We start from the raw sequence: 15,947 nt of genomic DNA on the forward strand, positions 1-15,947 counted from the left end.
GTCAGAGCCCTAAATCGCTCAGACCGGGGTGGTCATCCGGACGGCGCCCCAGCGGCCAGCGGAACTTTCGATCCGCCTCTTGGATGGGGTGCTCATTGATGCTGGCAAACCGGCGTTCCATGTAGCCATCCTTGTCGAACTCCCAATTTTCATTGCCATAGGCCCGGAACCAGTTTCCGCTGTCATCGTGGTACTCATAGGCGTAGCGGACCGCGATGCGATTGCCGTCATGTGCCCAAAGCTCTTTGATCAGACGGTAGTCCAGTTCCTTGGCCCACTTCCGGGTCAAGAACTCCTCAATCTGATCGCGCCCTTGGGGAAACTCGATCCGGTTGCGCCACTTGCTGTCCGGCGTGTAGGCCAGCGCGACCTTGGCCGGATCCCGGCCGTTCCAGCCGTCCTCAGCGAGGCGCACCTTTTGAATGGCGGTTTCTAATGAGAACGGTGGCAAAGGATGCCGTTGGGCTTCGGTCGTCATGGGTTTGCCCTTTCACTCTGCAACAAGACCAACAGCGGTTGCCGGCATGGGTTCAAAACTAGGCAACGCCTCGAACCGAGCGAGCCAAGCGCGGATGTTCGGGTAGGGCTCGAGAGAGACATTCCCTTCCGGTGCGTGTGCCGTATAAGAATAGCTCGCCACATCAGCGATCGTGGGCCGTGCGCCCACAAGCCAATCGCTGCCAGTGAGCCCGTGTTCCAGTTTTTGCATTGCTTTTTCGGCAGTCGCGGCGGCGAACTCTGGATCCAGCGGCGCGCCAAAAACGGTAATCAACCGTGCAGCACAGGTCCCAAATGCAATCTCTCCAGCCGCCAACGTGAGCCAGCGCTGCACATTGGCTTCTCCGACCGGATCAGTTGGCATCCAATCAGGTGCATAGGTCCGCGCAAGATAGACAAGGATCGCGTTCGAGTCGGACACAACAACCTCGCCATCCTCTAGAACCGGGACTTGCCCATTCGGGTTCATGGCAAGAAATTCAGGTGATTTATGCGCACCAGCGGCCAGATCAACAGGAACGGCATCATGTGCAATCCCAGCGAGTTTTGCAAAGACCAAGGCGCGATGTGCGTGGCCTGATTTTGCGAAATGATGAATGCGAACGGCGTTGGACATGTGTATCTCCAGTAAATTTGAGCTGCTGAATGACCAATATAGGTTGCACCCAATGATGATAATCGCCTATTGTTGCCCAAGTTTAAGCCCTGAAAGGGCGCAATAAGTGGACAAAATCGATCGCATGCGGGCCTTTGCGCTGGTCGCAAAGAATGCGTCTTTTACCGTTGCAGCGCAGCGCATGGGGCGGTCTGCGCGTTTGGTCAGCAAATACGTCGCTGATCTGGAAAACGCGCTTGGTGTGCAGCTGCTCAATCGCACGACGCGTAGCGTCTCTTTGACAGATGTCGGGGCAACATACCTGACGCTGTGCGAGCCACTTCTAGACGGGTTTGACGAGCTCGAAGACCGGGTCCGAAATGAGCAGACCTCGCTGCGCGGCGTAATCCATATTTCGGCGCCAACGGGGTTTGGCGCATTGCGTTTGATCCCTTCACTCGCCAAGTTTGCCGAGAAACATCCCAATGTGGAGCTTGATCTAAAGTTCTCTGATCGCAGAGCGTCAATTGTTGAGGAGGGCCTCGACCTCGCTGTCAGGATTGGCCCCATGCGGGACAGCTCGCTCAAGGTTCGGCAATTGGGCCGCATGCCCCTGGTTGTCTGTGCCTCACCGGCCTATCTGGAGCGCGCAGGGCGCCCGAGCCATCCGCGAGCTCTTGCATCGCATGAATGCATCCTCGATGGCAACATGACTGAGCCCACGGTGTGGAGGTTCAGTATCAGCGGTCATGAAGAGGCCGTCCATGTCAATGGGCGCTTCCGAATGAACGCCCCCGCGGCATCAGCGCGCCTTGCTGCACAAGGTGCAGCCATCGCACGGTGCCCCGCCTACACCGTCGCCGACGCATTGCACTCCGGCGATCTGGTCGAGCTTTTTCCCGAAAACCGAGTGTCGCCATATGTCGTCGCTGCGCTGTTTCCGCAGAACAGGCGCATTACAACTCGGGTGCGCGCGCTTCTGGATCACCTAGCAGGCGACCCGGCTTTATGCCCTGATGGCAAGCGCTGACGGCCCATTTCCGACATTCGTTCATACGACGCCGTATGTCCGCTTACATTACCTTTCGGAACCTTCTGGCCACCTTCGCGGCGGTGCCCTCGTCAATGCCGCGAAGAGAAGCACTAGTGGCCACGATAGTATCCAATGAGCGGCGGATGGTCGTCATCGTCGACAGTCATTTGGCGGTTGATAGCCCCTGTCTCAAAGGCATCCATCGGACTGTAAGGGCCAAGGGCTCATAGCGTTCTATCTTACTAAGTAAGTTAGAATGCTTGGGCTTCCCGGGAAATACTCTCGGAGCATTGTGTGCGTCGGCAAAGCGATATCAAAGCAAGAATGGCTTCGCGGCACGCCCCTATTACTCCAGATAGGTTTTGAACCATTCAATTGTGCGGTCCCAGGCCAGGTTTGCCATCTCCTCGTCATAGCGTGGCGTGCTGTCATTATGAAAACCGTGGTTGGCGTTTTCGTAAATATAGGCCTCGTATACCTTGTCGTTGGCCTGCAGGGCGGCCTCAAAGTCTGGCCAGCCCGCGTTGATGCGTTCGTCGAGCTCACCCATCTGAACAAGCAACGGCGCTTGAATTTTGGCCACATCCTCGGCCGCTGGCTGGCGTCCGTAGAACGGGACACCAGCGGCCAGTTCGGGATAGGCCACAGCAATTGCGCTGACCACACCGCCGCCGTAGCAGAATCCAACAGCGCCGACCTTTCCAGTGCAATCATCTCGGTTCAATAGGTATTCAAATCCATTGAAGAAATCGTTCATCAATTCGACCCGGTCCACTGTCTTTTGCAGCTCGCGCCCATCCGCGTCGTTGCCTGGGTATCCTCCCACTGACGTCAGACCATCGGGGGCCAGTGCCATAAACCCGGCCTTCGCCAATCGGCGCGCCACATCTTCGATGTAGGGGTTAAGGCCGCGGTTTTCGTGGATTACCAATACTGCGGGCAGGGGCTCTTCAACGCCGGCGGGTCGGACAAGGTAGCCGCGAACATCACCGGTTCCATTCGGTGAAGGGTAGGTGATGTAGTCCGCGTGGATATCAGGATCGTTGAACGACACTTGCTGAGCCATCGCGTAGTTCGGGCTGAGCATGTTCAGCAGCGCGACCGCTGTCACGCCGCCGACCGCGAACTTGCCTGCGCGGTCCAGGAATTGGCGCTTGGTGATCTTGCCGTGTGCGTAAAAGTCATACAGGTCCAGAAGTTCCTGGTCGAAGTCTTTTGCGGTCATGCGAGTCATTGTGGATCTCCTGATGAGTTTGGTAGTCTGAAGGGTGGGTAGTATCCGATCTGAAGGTCTTGATTTGATTGAGCGTCTGGATAGGCTTTCTAAGATGCCGCCGGTGACAGTTCCTTGTTCGCGTACCGTTCGCGCAGCACGTTCTTTTGAACTTTTCCCATAGTGTTTCGCGGCAACTCCTGGACAAGTTCGTAGCGACGAGGATGTTTGAATCGCGAGAGCTTGTTTCTTATGATCGACTCGATCTGTTCCACCTGAAGCTGTGCTCTGGGCTCGGCAACCAAAGCAGCAATAATTGCTTCTCCAAATTCGTCGTCGGGAACCCCGAAGACCGCCGATTCCTGAACACCATCGACATCGTTCAAAACGTCTTCAATTTCTTTGGGGTAGACGTTGTAACCACCGGTAATGATCAAGTCTTTTGATCGACCTACTATCGACAGGTAGCCATCCGCGCTGTATTGGCCCAGATCTCCGGTAATGAAGAACCCATTCTCGCGAAGCTCTTCAGCGGTTTTTTCGGGCATTTGCCAATAGCCCTGAAAAACATTGGGGCCACGCACTTCAATCATTCCGATCTCGCCCTGGGGCAGCGGTTCTCCAGTTTCAGGGTTGGTTACGATCACCTCGGTGCCGGGTAGAGCCATACCAACAGTTCCCGCGCGACGCTCACCGCTATAAGGGTTAGAGGTGTTCATGTTCGTTTCGGTCATACCGTAGCGCTCAAGGATACGGTGGCCGGTGCGCGTTTCGAACGCCACATGGGTCTCCGCCAGCAACGGGGCTGAGCCGGAAATGAACAGACGCATGTTCTCTGTGATCTCATCGGTGAAACCGTCATGCGCCAGCAATCGGGTATAGAAAGTGGGGACACCCATCAGAAGAGTTGAATTCGGCAGTTCTTCCAAGATCATCTCAGTGTCAAATTTTTTCATCAGCCGCACTTTGGAACCGGCGAGTAGTGATGTGTTCATCGCCACGAAAAGCCCGTGCGTGTGAAAGATGGGCAACGCGTGAATCAAGCGATCACCGTCGGTGATACCCCACATATCCACAAGGGCTTGGGCATTGGACAGCAGGTTTCGGTGGCTGAGCATCGCGCCCTTGGACCGGCCCGTGGTACCTGATGTGTAAAGAAGCGCCGCGAGGTCTTCTGGCGCGCGATCCACGGTTTCGAATGCACAAGGCTGTGCATCCGCTTCGCGGCTCAGGCTTGAATTTTCGCCACCCAAGGTCAGCAGCTTTGCGCCGGACCGGGTTGCCAATTGCTCGAATTCAACTTTGTCGTTGCTGTCGCAAACGATTAACGCAGGTTGTGCGTCAGAGATGAAATAGTCCAACTCTGCCATGGTATAGGCAGTGTTTAGGGGCAGGTAGACAGCACCTGCCTGAACCGAAGCGGCATAAAGCGCAATCGTGTCGGCCAACTTGGGGGCCTGCACAACGATGCGATCACCAGGGGAAACTCCGCAGTTCTGCAAGACATGCGCGATCTGCGCGGTACGCTGCAGAAACGCGTCATAAGATACCACTTGGCCATTATCTAGCTGTAGAAATGGAGCCGTGTTGCCCTCGTGGTGGGCAAACAAACTGTCGTAAAGTGTATTAGTCACGCTGTATTTTCCCTAGGCGTTACCGCAAGCGTCGCAGTTGAAGCCGCGCGAATTGAACGCGAGGCTTGGATCGTGGCACTTGTCGCGAATTCTTCGTGGTAACGTTCTGTTTGGTTCAAATCGTATAGGTAGTTGACCATCGCACCTCCGGACTGGGCTAGTCCGTTTGGCGACGGGTCGGCGTCGGCATGCACTTCATGAAGCTCGGCACCATTGCCCAGATGAAAGCGGGCCACGGGGTCCAGTGGCATCCCATCTTTGCGCTTGGCGAACATCAAGTATCGGGCAGCCATCGCGCGCGTGTCCTGCGGCGTGGCTGTTTCTGCCATCACGGCCTGCGCGGCATGGCCGTGTTCTGGATGTTCAGTTTCCCCGGCCAGCCAACGATTCAGTCCTGGTATCGGTGACAGGGTCACAAAGGTACCAAGTTGTTGAAGCTCTCGCGAAAGCTCGGTCACAACCTGTTTTATCAACAGATTCCCAAAGCTGATGCCCGCTAATCCCTTTTGGCAGTTTGAAATTGAATAGAACGCTGCGACTTTGGCCTGCTCAGCTTCGATCGGTTCTCGCGCCTCGGACAGAAGCGTGTCAATTGCACCCGGGATTTCAACGGTCAGAGCGACCTCGACAAATATCAGCGGCTCATCTGGCATAGAAGGGTGGAAGAACGCAAAACAACGACGATCTGACGGGTAGAGCCTTCGCCGCAAATCGTCCAGATCGTTGATCTGGTGTACCGCCTCGTAGGCGACGATCTTGTCCAGAACACGGGCAGGGGTGTCCCAGCTAATTTGCTTGAGGACAAGAAAGCCTCGGTTGAACCAGCTGCGCAATAAATGGACGAAATCGATATCCGTTCGCTTGAGTTCCGGTTTGGATTTGAGAAAGCGCAGCAGATCAACGCGCATGGCTACAAGTTCCTGTGTCGCACCAGACGGCTGGTTCAGCCGTCGCAATAACTCTTGCCGCCGTGGCTCTGAAACTTCACTAAGCCTTTGATAAAATTTGACACTTTGGTCTCTGGCGTAGAGGCGGGCTGCTTCAGAAAGCTGATTTGCGTCCAACTCAAGTTGGTCATTCAAATAGACAAAAAAGTCTAGTTTCTCCGCATCATTCAGAGTGTGGTAGCGCTCAAGGATCGTAGACGCGAGCGTGAATCCTGAAACTTCACCTTCCGCAGATAAAAGCGCCTCACATAGTTCGGAAATGGACCGTTTGTCATCCTTGCCACGCCTTTTGTCGGAACGGTCCAGCAATTGGTTTAGTAGATCACCCAGAAACCAATTCTGCTGCATTTCAGGGCTCCATCTGGCTGCTAAGGTACTCACCTGTTCGGCGGTAGTGATCGATAAGGTGCCGAGTTGCGCCGTCTGCGTCGTGATTTAATGCGGCGTCCAAGATTTGCTGATGTTCGGCGGCGATGTCTCGTTTTTTGTAACTCGACCCGCCGGCCGCCAGATAGCGGTAGCGAATGTTCAGGTCGTAAAGCTGCGAGCAATACCGCAGCAGCAACGGCAGTTTCGAATTGTCCAACAAGGCCATATGAAACGCCTTGTGAGCGTCCTCAAAGTCTTGTGCCCCGTTCTGGCTGGCCTTTTTCATATGATGGTGACGCAAGACAAGCCGGTCTTCCCAGGCCGCATCCGCATTGGTGATGGAAGCGCGCAATGCGGTTTCTTCAAGGTTGCATCGAAGCAGAAGGATTTCCTCAAAGTTACACTTGCTGACTGGCGCTGCCCGAAATCCGCGCTGATCAATCCGCTCGACCAACATGTCCGAAGTCAAAAGGCTAAGCGCTTCCCGAACTGGACTAGCGCCAGTGTCCAAAAGCCCGCGAAGCTGTTCGATCTTGAGTTTTTGACCCGGAGGTAATTCGCCGGTCAGGATTAATTCGCGCAGCTTTCGATACGCTCCATGAGTGGCTGATGTCTCTTTGCCCTCAGTATCAAGCATGGCGTCCATATCCGACTGTTCCTATTTCGCGGCAAATACTCTTGAGTGCACTTAACTGAAGGCACTCGTTCCAGTCGATAGACCAACTGAAAGGTTCAGCGAGCCTTCGTTGATCAACCAGCGCCGAAGTACAAAACTACGTGCCCCACTTTTGTGCATAGGATCGTCTTCGGCCAGCTTCCGGGCGGATTCAAGGCTGTCGGCGCGATAGATGATCAGTCCCATCCCCTGCATGTGCTCGCCAGTTTCATCCGACATGGGGCCTGCAAAAGCCAGCTGCCCCAAACGTTCCAGCTGCGTCTGATACGCCAAGTGATCAGGCAGTGACGCCTTTACATCATCCGGCGCTTTGGCTGGCGTGCTCAGCGCGACGTAAAGCTCCAAAGCAAGCGCACCGCGGCTTTTTGCTTCTGATTTGTAGCCTGCCCAAGCAACCATTTGCTGTCTCCAAAAATATCGATATTATTTGACATATGGCAAAATAGTCGGCAAAAATCAAGCGAACTGACATGGATGGTGAAAATGAAATACCTGGTGGGAGAGACTTCGGAAGGCACAGCGGTTTTTGCTGTAGACGGTGAAAACGCAGTGAATCTAACGGCTTTGGACCCTGCCGTCGGTTCGGATTTGATGGGTTTGATAGCCAAGCCTGAACTGGCCGACTCACTTGCCAGCAAAATTGACGCGGCAGACAGTGTGCCCGTGTCTTCCATCACTCCGGCATTGCCCGTTGCTGCTCCCGGAACGATCATTTGCATGGGGTTGAACTACACGGACCACATCAAGGAAGGCGGGTATGACATCCCGGAATATCCGACGCTGTTCATGCGCGGGAAGAATTCGATCATGGCGGCAGGGCAACCTATGGTACGGCCTGCCTGTTCCCAGAAGCTCGACTACGAAGCAGAACTTATGCTGATCGTTGGAAAACGCGGCCGCCATATCTCGGAGCAGGACGCACTGGGCTATGTCTTTGGCTACACTGTATTCAACGATGGTTCGCTGCGGGACTATCAGCGCAAAACCGTTCAGTGGACGCCCGGCAAAAACTTTGATGATACGGGCGCGATTGGTCCATTTACCGTAACGCCGGATGAGTTGCCCGAAGGGGCATCAGGTCTGAAGATCGAAAGCCGTGTGGGTGACGAAATCCTGCAAAGCTCGAACACGGCCAATATGATCTGGGGTGTCCGTCAGGTCATCGCGACGATTTCGGAATATACTACTCTGGAGCCGGGGGATCTGATTGCGCTGGGTACGCCGCCTGGTGTCGGACACGCCAAAAAGCCCAATCCCCGTTGGTTGAAGCCCGGCGAAACCGTTGAGGTCGAGATTGAAGGCATCGGAATCTGCGCCAGCCCAATCATTGATGAAAAGGACGCCAAGTCCAAGGTGGCTGCAGCATGAGCGCACCAACCGGAGCAGAGCTGGAGGCACTTCGCGCCAAGGCGCAGCAAGATCACCGCGATCTGCGCGCGCGCATTCCACGCTTGTCGGATGATGCGATCGCCTTGATCCTGCGCGAATCCAGATCGCACTACGCGTGGACCAACAAGCCTGTTTCTGACGACATACTTGAAGAGATCTACGACATCACGATCAACGGCGCGACCAGCATGAATACGTTGCCCGCGCGCTTCGTTTTCGTGAAAAGTCCCGAAGGGAAAGAGCGGCTTGCAAAGTCTTTAAAGCCGAAGAATGTGCCAAAGATGATGGATGCTCCGGTCACGGCGATCATTGCCTATGACATGGACTTCTGGAAGGAACTGCCCTTTCTTTTCCCGCACGAAGACCGTCGGCCATTGTTCGAAAACAAGCCCGAATACGTGGCAGACACGGCCTTTCGAAATGGCACGCTTCAGGGCGCTTACTTCATGATTGCGGCCCGGGCGGTCGGGTTGGACGTCGGCGCCATGTCAGGTTTTTCGAACAAGATCGTCAATGAGGAGTTCTTCGCGGGTACGACGCTCAAGTCCAATTTTCTTTGCAATCTGGGCTACGCGGATGAGACCGGATTGTTCCAGAAGCTTCCACGTTTTCCATTCGAAAAGGTTTGCTCTTATGCATGAGGAGGTGACGCTGTGGCTATGAAAGTGAAACCCGTTGTGACTTACCGCACGACAGCTCAATGCCCGACTCATGCGCGGACTGAGATACCAATTCGCGATCTTGATGTTGTTGTCGATGAACCCGTCGAACGCGGCGGGACAAATCTTGGTCCGTCTCCGACCGAAACCGCGATGGCAGCCCTAATCGCCTGTACGAATGTCATCGGACACAAGAACGCACATCGGTTGGGAGTTGACCTCGGCAGCGTGACAATCGACGCGAAATGCAGGCTGGATCGGCGCGGTGTCCTGATGGAAGAGGAGATCGATGTTCCGTTTCCGGAAATCGAACTCACCGTGAATTGTGAGACACCCGCCAGTCAGGAGGAGCTGACACTCGTGGGCGAGGAGACAGCCAAGTATTGCGCTATTGCAAAACTGTTTGAAGCGGCAGGCACGGACCTGACCGTCAACTGGGTCAAAACAAAAGAATAAAGACAAAAGACCCAACTTTCTGGGAGGAGAGAAATGAAAAACTGGACCAAACGCAGCCTAATGGGCGCTGCTCTGGCAGGCGTCATGGCAATGCCCGTCGCTGCAGAAGAGACCATCTCTGCCGTCGTAATTGATGGCTATCCCGACCGCGCGTTGTGGGTGAAAGAATTCACCAACTTCTTCATTCCAGAGGTGGATAAACGGCTGGGCGATTCCGGCAACTATAAAATGAACTGGCAAGAGAACTACGGCGGTTCAATCGTTAAGCCGAAAGGCGTTCTGGAAGGGATTCAGCTTGGCCTTGGCGACATAGGTATCGTCACAACCATCTTTCATTCTTCTAAGCTGCCCAGCCAGGGTATTTCGGGATCGACACCCTTCGTGGCGTCGGACTCCCGTGCCGTGGCTAAGGCAGTGGATGAAATCGCGCGCGAATACCCTGCGATGCAGAACGAGTTTGCCGCGCAGAACCAAGTTTATCTTGCTACCGGCGTTGTACTCGACACCTATCAAATCTTTTGCACGGAACCTGTTTCTTCGGTTGCCGATCTTGAAGGCCGCAAAATCGCGGGAGCAGGCCTGAACCTGCGTTATCTTGAAGGGATCAAGGATGCCGCCGGTGTACGCGGGGGACTAACCGATTTCTACAACATGCTTCAAACCGGCCTCGTCGATTGCGGCATGCTTTGGCCCGAAGCCGCAAAGACGTTTAAGATCGCGGAAGTAGCGCCGTACATGCTCAAGGCTGATCTGGGAGCAGTGAATTCCAAGACCATCACCGTCAATGCCGACTACTGGGCTAGCCTCCCGGACGAAGTCAAAGACGTGTTAAAGGCCGTCGCCATCGACTACCGTGACCATGTCGCCGGCATCGCGATGGACCGCGCCGCTGCTTCGCGGGATGCGTATGTTGAAGCGGGTGGAACAATCGTTGAGGTTTCGGACGAAGACCGTGCCGCTTGGGCAAACGCCATGCCGAATGTCGCGCAGGAATGGGCCGCGACGCTGAACGATAAAGGCGAGCAGGGCACAGAGATGCTGGCCGCTTATCTCGGCAAGCTTCAGGATGCCGGATTCACCGGTGTGCGTGACTGGACGGCTAAATAACCGGTTGGCGATCCACGAAAAGGGGCCTTTCATGCTGAAGACCGCAGTTGCTGGCTTGTCTCGGGTCGCCAATTCGCTTGCAATCGCTGCCAACGCTTTGGGTACTATCGTTGTCCTTGCGTTGGTGGTCATTCTGAATATTGACGTCATCGCGCGTGGCCTGTTTTCAGCCCCTCTGCGCGGGACCTACGAGATGGTCCAGTTTTCGGTCGTGATGATCGTTTTCTTGCAGTTGGCCGACGTCGTCAGAGTGGATCGGCTGACGCGCTCAGACGGGTTCCTGAACCTGCTGCACCATCGCCGCCCGGGTCTGACAGCCAGCCTGAGGCGCATCATCAACGCCATATCCGCAATCTTTATGGCTTTGATTGCGTATGTAACCTTCCCAGAATTTCTTCATATGTGGGAGACACAGGACTACTTCGGAGTACCCGGTCTTTTCACATTGCCATGGTGGCCGGTCAAACTGGTCATCGCGTGCGGTACTGCGCTTGCCTGCGTGATCTTCCTGCTTAAGGTCGTCACGGGGCAGGACCGCCCGCAGCTTGTCCGCACCCCTGAACATGACGAGGCCGCAGAATGACGCCGATTGAGATTGGCCTGATCTCGGTCGTTGCCATCGTCTTTTTGATCTACGCAGGCGTCTACATTCCGATTGCTCTGGGTGTGGTCTCCTTCGTGTCGATCTGGCTGATGCGGGACAATTTCACACTGGCGCTCAACCTGCTGAAAGTGGCGGTTGGCGACAGCGCGATGGAATACAGTTTCGCGACCATACCGTTGTTTACCTTTATGGGACTTATCGTCTCAAAGGCCGGGTTAGGCAGGGATATCTACGAAGTTATGACCATGCGGTTTCGCAAGGTCAAAGGTGGTATCGGAATGGCGACCGTCGGGGCAAATGCCGTGTTTGCGGCCGTTACCGGGTCGTCCATTGCGTCCGCATCAGTGTTCACCAAGGTCTCGGTCCCGCAGATGATGGCGCAGGCATATAATCCACGTTTTGCGGTTGGGGTTGTGGCCGGGTCGTCGGTTTTGGGGATGATTATTCCGCCCTCGGCGATGCTGATCATCTATTCCTTTGTCGCCGAACAGTCCGTAGGGGACATGTTTCTGGCGGGAGTAATACCCGGTATCATGCTGGCGATAGCCTATGTGGGCGCGATCTGGTTGATGGGCCGTTTTACACCTGCATTTGTGGGCGGCCGGGTCGTCGAAGACACCGAATGGATGTCCGGGCGCGAGATCGCATCCAAGACCCTGCCCACATTGTTCATTATCACGGTAGTGCTCGGTGGCATTTACACAGGATGGCTAACCGCTGTCGAGGCGGGTGCCGCCGGGGCACTGGTTGCGCTCGTGATCGCAGTCGTACGCAAGTCCATGACACCAAGAGCGTTCTGGGACGCTTTGCTGGAAACCGGTCACATTACAGCGGCGATCTTGTTCCTGATTACGGCGGCTTCGATCTATAGTCGCATGCTGGGGCTGGCCGGGCTGCCCAATCAGTTGCAGGATTTGCTCGCGGGAAATTCCGCGTCCTTTTGGTCGATCATGCTGCTCTACGTTCTCTTGATGCTTTTTCTGGGAACTTTGCTCGATACGGCGTCCATCATTCTGATCGTCGTCCCGCTGTTCCTGCCCATGGCCGAAGCCCTGGACATGTCGTTGATCTGGTTTGGCATAATCACTGTGGTCGGCGCCGAAATCGGGCTTTTGACCCCGCCTTTGGGCATATCTTGCTTCGTCATCAAATCGACGATCAACGATGACCGAATATCGCTCAAGGATGTGTTTATGGGCGCACTTCCCTTTGCGTTCGTGATGCTGATCGTTCTGTTTATTCTGATCGAGTTCCCGATCCTCAGCCTTGCCCTGATTTAAGGAGGCCCAGATGCGCTCTGTCACCAAAGACAATATCACCGACGTGTTCATGGGATACCTGTCCAAGGACACCGATCCGCGGATGAGAGAAATCATGGGGTCTCTGGTCAAACACCTCCACGACTTCGCGCGAGAAACCAACTTGACACATGACGAATGGCGCGCCGGGATTGCGTTTCTGGAGGGATGCGCTGCCGTGGAATCAGAGGACAGGCATGAGTTCGTGCTCGCCTCGGATGTGCTGGGCCTGTCGTCATTGGTGGACATGTTGCATTCAAGTTCTGATGCAACAAGTTCGTCCGTACTTGGCCCTTTCCATGTCTCTGGCGCGCCGCCTCTGCCATTCGGCGGGGATATGAAGCGCCACTACGGTGGGCCTGTGCTGCTTGCTGAAGGCGTGATCCGGGACATCGATGGTAATCCGATTTCCGGTGCTGAGCTGGATATCTGGCAAACCGCACCGAATGGAATGTATGCAAGCCAGGACGAAGAACAGGACACCTATTCTTTTCACGGCCTGATGACTACCGGTGACGACGGTAAGTATGCATTCACGACCGTCAAGCCAGTTGAATACACGGTACCGTCAGATGGGCCGGTCGGGGATATCCTGCGCGCCTGCGGCCGCCATCCCTGGCGACCTTCGCACCTGCACTATATCGTCAAAGCTCCTGGCTTCCGTTCTTTGGTCACTGAGATTTTCCCCGACGACGATCCTTATTTGGATCAGGATACAGTGTTTGGTGTTCGGGATGATCTGGTGATGACCTATATTGAAAGGCCAGTTTCAGAATTTCCTGATGGCATGGAGCTTTCTGGTAAGATCACTGAACCTTTCTTGCACGTGAAGTTCGATGTGAAGCTTGCCAAAGTCTGAACGATATTGAGGAGGCTTGAGGTGCTGAAACATATCTTCATATTTGGTGCCGCGCTGATTTGCAGTAGTGCTATCGCAGAAGAGCGCCCGATCTTTGACGCGCATATTCATTACAGCCACGATGCCGTCAAACTGGTTCCTCCCGAACAGGTGGCCAAAATCCTTCGAGATGCGGGCGTTCGTAAAGCCCTGGTCTCCAGCTCTGATGACAATGGTACTCAGCTGTTGTTGGCCGCGGCACCGGACATTGTTGTTCCGGCACTGCGCCCTTACCGGCGTCGCGGTGAAATCAACACCTGGATGCACGATGAAACCGTAATCGAGTATCTGGAAGCAAATCTGGCAATGAACAAGTACGAAGCCATCGGTGAGTTTCACGCTTACGGCGACGATATCAAAACGCCGGTCATCCAACGTATGATTGCACTAGCCAAAGAGCGGAACCTCATCCTGCATCACCATGGTGATCGAGAGGCAGTTGACCTGATCTTCGAAACCTGGCCGGAGGCTCGGGTCTTGTGGGCGCACTCTGGCTTTGATGATCCGGCGAGTGTTGTTGACGCGCTGGACACCTATCCCAGGCTTTGGGCCGATTTGGCGTTTCGTTCCGACATGACCTCACGAGGCCGTATCGACCCGGATTGGAAGGCGGCTTTCGAAGCCCATCCGGATCGTTTCATGGTCGGTACGGATACATTTGCGCCGGAACGTTGGTATTACGTAGGACCTCATGCCGATTTTTCGCGTGAATGGTTGGATTTGCTGCCGGACCAGATTGCGGACAACATCGCCTATGCCAATGCCGAACGTTTGCTGGCATCAGAATGATCCGCTGCGCTGTCTGGTTTCTGATTTGGTCCAGCGCGGCTTTTGCTTGTGACGTAACTGGGCAACGTGTGAATTCGGAAGTTCAAAACGCACCCGAGGTTTATCTGTCTGTTGATGAAATTCCGTTGGCTCAACCGTTTTCCTTGCTGGTTTCAGTTTGTAGTGAAACTGCCGTGGGCCAAATGCGCGTGGATGCAATCATGCCCGCTCATCAACACGGTATGAACTATACCCCCAAGGTTACCGCGTTGGACGGTAGAACGTTCCGCGTTGATGATATGCTGTTTCACATGCCGGGTTTGTGGGAGCTGCAGGTTGATGTCGACATCAATGATCAATCAATTTTCTACACGTCAAAAATTGCGTTGAAATGAAGCTGTGGATGACTGCGGCGCTAATGGTCCTGACCGGCGCAGTGCGTGCCGAAGTCTTGCTGTCTGCTGACGAAATTGAACAAACGCTGACTTTTGGACCGTGGCCACCATCCTTCCAGTCGGACCCAAGCAATAGGGTTTCCAAAGACACCCGATCGATCCAGCTCGGACAGGCTTTTTTCAACGATCCGGTGTTGTCGGTCGACGGTGCATTTTCGTGCGCCAGTTGTCATGATCCTGAACAGGCCTTTACAACGCCGGAAGCCCGAGCGCTCGGCCGTGTTCTGTTAGATCGAAACACACCATCACTACGGAACCTTGCCGGACTCCGTTGGTATGGGTGGGGTGGAAAGAGCGACAATTTTTGGGCGGCAAGCCTGCATCCGATCATCGAAGAGCATGAGATGGCGCATAGTCCCGAAAGTCTGAAAACAGCAATCTCAGAAAGTGCTTACATTGATGACTTTGAAGCAATATTTGGCGATATCCAGGATCAAGGTCCAGAACATGCTCTGGTAAACACTGCAAAAGTCCTTTCGGCTTACTTGGAAACTTTAGCTACCGACCGGACTCAGTTCGACGATTTTCGCGATGCCTTGGAGGATCAAGATTTTGCAGCGGCCGCGTACTACCCCGAAGCAGCCCAGCGAGGTCTTCAGCTGTTTTTAGGGCGCGGGAATTGCGTGTTTTGCCACAACGGCCCGAGGTTTTCCAACAATGAGTTCCACGATGCCGGTGTACCATATTTTCTGAATGAAACCGAGGTTGACGAAGGTCGGTTTGGTGGATTGAACTTTTTGCTCTCAAGCCCCTATACACTGGACGGCGTCTGGAATGACGATCCGGACAAGCAAGGTGCTTGGGCCGTTCGAAATGTACGCCGGAGCCACGCTGATTTTGGAACCTTCCGCACGCCCAGCCTGCGTGGGGTGGCTGAAACCGCACCGTACATGCATGACGGCAGCCTAGGGGATCTGAACGCTGTGATCCGGCATTACAGCAAAATCAATACGGAAAGGCTGCACGCCGACGGTGAAGCCATTCTCTCGCAATTGAATTTGTCTGAGCAAGAGATTGAAGACTTAGTTGCGTTTTTGATGACGCTGTCCAAGGCACCTTACTAAAGCGTTTGTATTTAGTGTCCGGGAATGGGCTATTTGGCATGCTGATTCGGCGGCTATCGTTAGCAGTGCCGATGAGGGGGTTCTGCTCGCTCTGGGTCAGAAATGGATGACGTGATCGGCCGATTTGTTGAGGTTTTGGATGTCGATTGAGTCAAGTATCAGTGACGTTCCACAGTACTTGTTGAACGTCACAAGAACCTGACCCAACCGTCGCAGTTGGACCAGAAACGAGGTGAACGATCGACATCGGATGGCACCCCCAAATCAATAACTCGTTGAGCACG

18 protein-coding genes are annotated in these 15,947 nt (G+C 54.6%); 11 read left to right on the forward strand and 7 right to left on the reverse strand.

Annotation, left to right across the window (positions count from 1 at the left end; genetic code table 11):
* Position 1: 1 nt before the first annotated feature.
* Both AC2FI7_RS05415 and AC2FI7_RS05420 read right to left on the reverse strand, forming a co-directional pair.
* Complete coding sequence (locus AC2FI7_RS05415) at positions 2–478, reverse strand: nuclear transport factor 2 family protein (protein WP_010437354.1); 477 nt, start codon at positions 476–478, stop codon at positions 2–4.
* Positions 479–490: 12 nt separating this feature from the next.
* Positions 491–1,114 (reverse strand): glutathione S-transferase family protein, encoded by a 624-nt coding sequence (locus AC2FI7_RS05420; protein WP_496815970.1) that lies wholly within the window; start codon positions 1,112–1,114, stop codon positions 491–493.
* A gap of 106 nt (positions 1,115–1,220) precedes the next feature.
* Between AC2FI7_RS05420 and AC2FI7_RS05425 the strand changes: the two genes are divergently transcribed.
* Complete coding sequence (locus AC2FI7_RS05425; RefSeq protein ID WP_496815971.1) at positions 1,221–2,123, forward strand: LysR family transcriptional regulator; 903 nt, start codon at positions 1,221–1,223, stop codon at positions 2,121–2,123.
* Between the two features lie 349 nt (positions 2,124–2,472).
* Here the strand turns inward: AC2FI7_RS05425 and yghX are convergent, their stop codons facing one another.
* From yghX to AC2FI7_RS05450, 5 genes are all read right to left on the reverse strand, one after another.
* On the reverse strand, positions 2,473–3,360 hold the full coding sequence (gene yghX, locus AC2FI7_RS05430; RefSeq protein WP_010437361.1) for a YghX family hydrolase: 888 nt from the start codon (positions 3,358–3,360) through the stop codon (positions 2,473–2,475).
* A gap of 89 nt (positions 3,361–3,449) precedes the next feature.
* Positions 3,450–4,973 (reverse strand): malonate--CoA ligase, encoded by a 1,524-nt coding sequence (locus tag AC2FI7_RS05435; RefSeq protein ID WP_010437362.1) that lies wholly within the window; start codon positions 4,971–4,973, stop codon positions 3,450–3,452.
* Positions 4,970–6,268: a malonyl-CoA decarboxylase gene (locus AC2FI7_RS05440; protein ID WP_496815972.1), complete on the reverse strand. Its 1,299-nt coding sequence runs from the start codon at positions 6,266–6,268 to the stop codon at positions 4,970–4,972. Before AC2FI7_RS05440 ends, AC2FI7_RS05435 begins: the two co-directional genes overlap by 4 nt.
* A gap of 1 nt (position 6,269) precedes the next feature.
* Entirely contained in the window at positions 6,270–6,926 is a 657-nt protein-coding gene (locus tag AC2FI7_RS05445) for a GntR family transcriptional regulator (protein ID WP_238528745.1), read from the reverse strand.
* 51 nt (positions 6,927–6,977) lie between these two features.
* Positions 6,978–7,364 (reverse strand): YciI family protein, encoded by a 387-nt coding sequence (locus AC2FI7_RS05450; protein WP_010437367.1) that lies wholly within the window; start codon positions 7,362–7,364, stop codon positions 6,978–6,980.
* Positions 7,365–7,448: 84 nt separating this feature from the next.
* Here AC2FI7_RS05450 and AC2FI7_RS05455 point away from each other — a divergent pair, with 84 nt between their 5' ends.
* Genes AC2FI7_RS05455 through AC2FI7_RS05500 form a run of 10 tightly spaced genes read left to right on the forward strand, consistent with a single transcriptional unit; the run spans position 7,449 to position 15,663 of the window.
* Positions 7,449–8,333 carry a fumarylacetoacetate hydrolase family protein gene (locus AC2FI7_RS05455; protein ID WP_010437368.1) on the forward strand — a complete coding sequence of 295 codons (885 nt, stop codon included), beginning with the start codon at positions 7,449–7,451 and terminating at the stop codon, positions 8,331–8,333.
* Positions 8,330–8,995 carry a malonic semialdehyde reductase gene (locus AC2FI7_RS05460; protein ID WP_010437370.1) on the forward strand — a complete coding sequence of 222 codons (666 nt, stop codon included), beginning with the start codon at positions 8,330–8,332 and terminating at the stop codon, positions 8,993–8,995. The genes AC2FI7_RS05455 and AC2FI7_RS05460 overlap by 4 nt, the downstream gene beginning before the upstream one ends.
* An 18-nt stretch (positions 8,996–9,013) precedes the next feature.
* Positions 9,014–9,469, forward strand: coding sequence for an OsmC family protein (locus tag AC2FI7_RS05465; protein WP_010437372.1), 456 nt, complete (start codon positions 9,014–9,016; stop codon positions 9,467–9,469).
* A gap of 33 nt (positions 9,470–9,502) precedes the next feature.
* Positions 9,503–10,576 carry a C4-dicarboxylate TRAP transporter substrate-binding protein gene (locus AC2FI7_RS05470; protein WP_010437374.1) on the forward strand — a complete coding sequence of 358 codons (1,074 nt, stop codon included), beginning with the start codon at positions 9,503–9,505 and terminating at the stop codon, positions 10,574–10,576.
* Positions 10,577–10,607: 31 nt separating this feature from the next.
* Complete coding sequence (locus tag AC2FI7_RS05475) at positions 10,608–11,159, forward strand: TRAP transporter small permease subunit (protein ID WP_010437376.1); 552 nt, start codon at positions 10,608–10,610, stop codon at positions 11,157–11,159.
* A complete protein-coding gene (locus AC2FI7_RS05480; RefSeq protein ID WP_010437378.1) occupies positions 11,156–12,460 on the forward strand; it encodes a TRAP transporter large permease in 1,305 nt (434 codons plus the stop codon). The genes AC2FI7_RS05475 and AC2FI7_RS05480 overlap by 4 nt, the downstream gene beginning before the upstream one ends.
* A gap of 10 nt (positions 12,461–12,470) precedes the next feature.
* Positions 12,471–13,337: a dioxygenase family protein gene (locus AC2FI7_RS05485; protein WP_010437379.1), complete on the forward strand. Its 867-nt coding sequence runs from the start codon at positions 12,471–12,473 to the stop codon at positions 13,335–13,337.
* Positions 13,338–13,358: 21 nt separating this feature from the next.
* The gene (locus tag AC2FI7_RS05490; protein WP_010437381.1) at positions 13,359–14,165 is read left to right on the forward strand and encodes an amidohydrolase family protein; all 807 of its coding nucleotides are present in this window, start codon (positions 13,359–13,361) and stop codon (positions 14,163–14,165) included.
* Entirely contained in the window at positions 14,162–14,539 is a 378-nt protein-coding gene (locus tag AC2FI7_RS05495) for a hypothetical protein (RefSeq protein WP_010437383.1), read from the forward strand. Before AC2FI7_RS05490 ends, AC2FI7_RS05495 begins: the two co-directional genes overlap by 4 nt.
* An 8-nt stretch (positions 14,540–14,547) precedes the next feature.
* Complete coding sequence (locus AC2FI7_RS05500; protein WP_010437385.1) at positions 14,548–15,663, forward strand: cytochrome-c peroxidase; 1,116 nt, start codon at positions 14,548–14,550, stop codon at positions 15,661–15,663.
* Positions 15,664–15,947 lie beyond the last annotated feature (284 nt).

Source organism: Ruegeria sp. YTSA064, assembly GCF_059610325.1.

What these genes read in the sequence shown, in the direction of transcription:
- AC2FI7_RS05455 (WP_010437368.1), top strand. Translation starts at nt 7,449, where the DNA reads ATGAAATACCTGGTGGGAGAGACTTCGGAAGGCACAGCGGTTTTTGCT.
- AC2FI7_RS05480 (WP_010437378.1), top strand. Translation starts at nt 11,156, where the DNA reads ATGACGCCGATTGAGATTGGCCTGATCTCGGTCGTTGCCATCGTCTTT.
- AC2FI7_RS05445 (WP_238528745.1), bottom strand. Translation starts at nt 6,926, where the DNA reads ATGCTTGATACTGAGGGCAAAGAGACATCAGCCACTCATGGAGCGTAT.
- AC2FI7_RS05440 (WP_496815972.1), bottom strand. Translation starts at nt 6,268, where the DNA reads ATGCAGCAGAATTGGTTTCTGGGTGATCTACTAAACCAATTGCTGGAC.
- yghX (WP_010437361.1), bottom strand. Translation starts at nt 3,360, where the DNA reads ATGACTCGCATGACCGCAAAAGACTTCGACCAGGAACTTCTGGACCTG.
- AC2FI7_RS05470 (WP_010437374.1), top strand. Translation starts at nt 9,503, where the DNA reads ATGAAAAACTGGACCAAACGCAGCCTAATGGGCGCTGCTCTGGCAGGC.
- AC2FI7_RS05485 (WP_010437379.1), top strand. Translation starts at nt 12,471, where the DNA reads ATGCGCTCTGTCACCAAAGACAATATCACCGACGTGTTCATGGGATAC.
- AC2FI7_RS05465 (WP_010437372.1), top strand. Translation starts at nt 9,014, where the DNA reads ATGAAAGTGAAACCCGTTGTGACTTACCGCACGACAGCTCAATGCCCG.
- AC2FI7_RS05500 (WP_010437385.1), top strand. Translation starts at nt 14,548, where the DNA reads ATGACTGCGGCGCTAATGGTCCTGACCGGCGCAGTGCGTGCCGAAGTC.
- AC2FI7_RS05420 (WP_496815970.1), bottom strand. Translation starts at nt 1,114, where the DNA reads ATGTCCAACGCCGTTCGCATTCATCATTTCGCAAAATCAGGCCACGCA.
- AC2FI7_RS05495 (WP_010437383.1), top strand. Translation starts at nt 14,162, where the DNA reads ATGATCCGCTGCGCTGTCTGGTTTCTGATTTGGTCCAGCGCGGCTTTT.
- AC2FI7_RS05475 (WP_010437376.1), top strand. Translation starts at nt 10,608, where the DNA reads ATGCTGAAGACCGCAGTTGCTGGCTTGTCTCGGGTCGCCAATTCGCTT.
- AC2FI7_RS05415 (WP_010437354.1), bottom strand. Translation starts at nt 478, where the DNA reads ATGACGACCGAAGCCCAACGGCATCCTTTGCCACCGTTCTCATTAGAA.
- AC2FI7_RS05460 (WP_010437370.1), top strand. Translation starts at nt 8,330, where the DNA reads ATGAGCGCACCAACCGGAGCAGAGCTGGAGGCACTTCGCGCCAAGGCG.
- AC2FI7_RS05450 (WP_010437367.1), bottom strand. Translation starts at nt 7,364, where the DNA reads ATGGTTGCTTGGGCAGGCTACAAATCAGAAGCAAAAAGCCGCGGTGCG.